At 63.7% G+C, this 783-nt stretch carries 1 protein-coding gene; it reads right to left on the bottom strand.

Going from position 1 to position 783, the window contains the following annotated elements:
* Nucleotides 1-10: 10 nt before the first annotated feature.
* Nucleotides 11-783, bottom strand: a 773-nt coding sequence (locus BEN48_RS16400) for an IS5 family transposase (RefSeq protein ID WP_206599876.1), incomplete at its 5' end; no start/stop codon positions are given.

The raw sequence follows: 783 nt of genomic DNA, 5'->3' as shown, positions 1-783 counted from the left end.
CTAGAGCCTGTTATGCACTGTTGGAGTGCCTGGCGAGCATAATACACGTAAAGACGACGAAGTGGAGTTGCTGCAAGGTGCTGCTAAGCCGCTCGTAGTCGCGGGCCAACCGGCGAAACCGGCTGAGCCAAGCGAAGCTCCGTTCAACGACCCAGCGCCGGGGCAGGAGCACAAAACCGGTTTGGCCGTCCAGCTTTTTAACCACCTGCAAATCAATATCGTGCACCGCAGCGGCGTATTCCGCTTCTTCGCCCGTGTAGCCCTGGTCCACGAAGCCGACCTGCACCGTTTGGCCCGTGACGGCTTGCACCCGTTCGCATAACTCGCCCACCTGGTCGCGCTCCTGTGCGTTGGCCGGGGTGATGACCACGCTCAGCAACTGCCCGAGTGTGTCGACGGCAATGTGGGCCTTGCTGCCCTTGCGCCGCTTGCCGCCGTCGTAGCCGGCCCGGTGCCCGCTCTCGGGCGTGCTTTGCAGCACCCGTCCGTCGAGGATGACGGCGCTGGGCGTAGCGGGGCGGTCCAGCAGCATCCGCTGTAACTCGTTCAAATCGTGAACGATGTCTTCGAACACGCGGGCATCCCGCCAGCGGGTCCATTGCTGGTAGACCGCCGCCCAGAGCGGCAAGTCGTGCGGCAGGTAACGCCACTGGCAACCGGTGTGGCCCAGGTAACGCAAGGCGTTAAACAGGGCCCGCAACGGGTGCCGCCGCTGGGGCGCGTCCTCCCGCAGCAGGGCCAAATAAGGGGCTACAAACGCCCATTCGTCATCCTTCACATCAC

The organism is Hymenobacter glacialis (assembly GCF_001816165.1).
GTDB lineage: Bacteria > Bacteroidota > Bacteroidia > Cytophagales > Hymenobacteraceae > Hymenobacter > Hymenobacter glacialis.
Note: the sequence above shows the minus strand (reverse complement) of the source record. Positions and strands in the feature narration are given on the sequence as shown.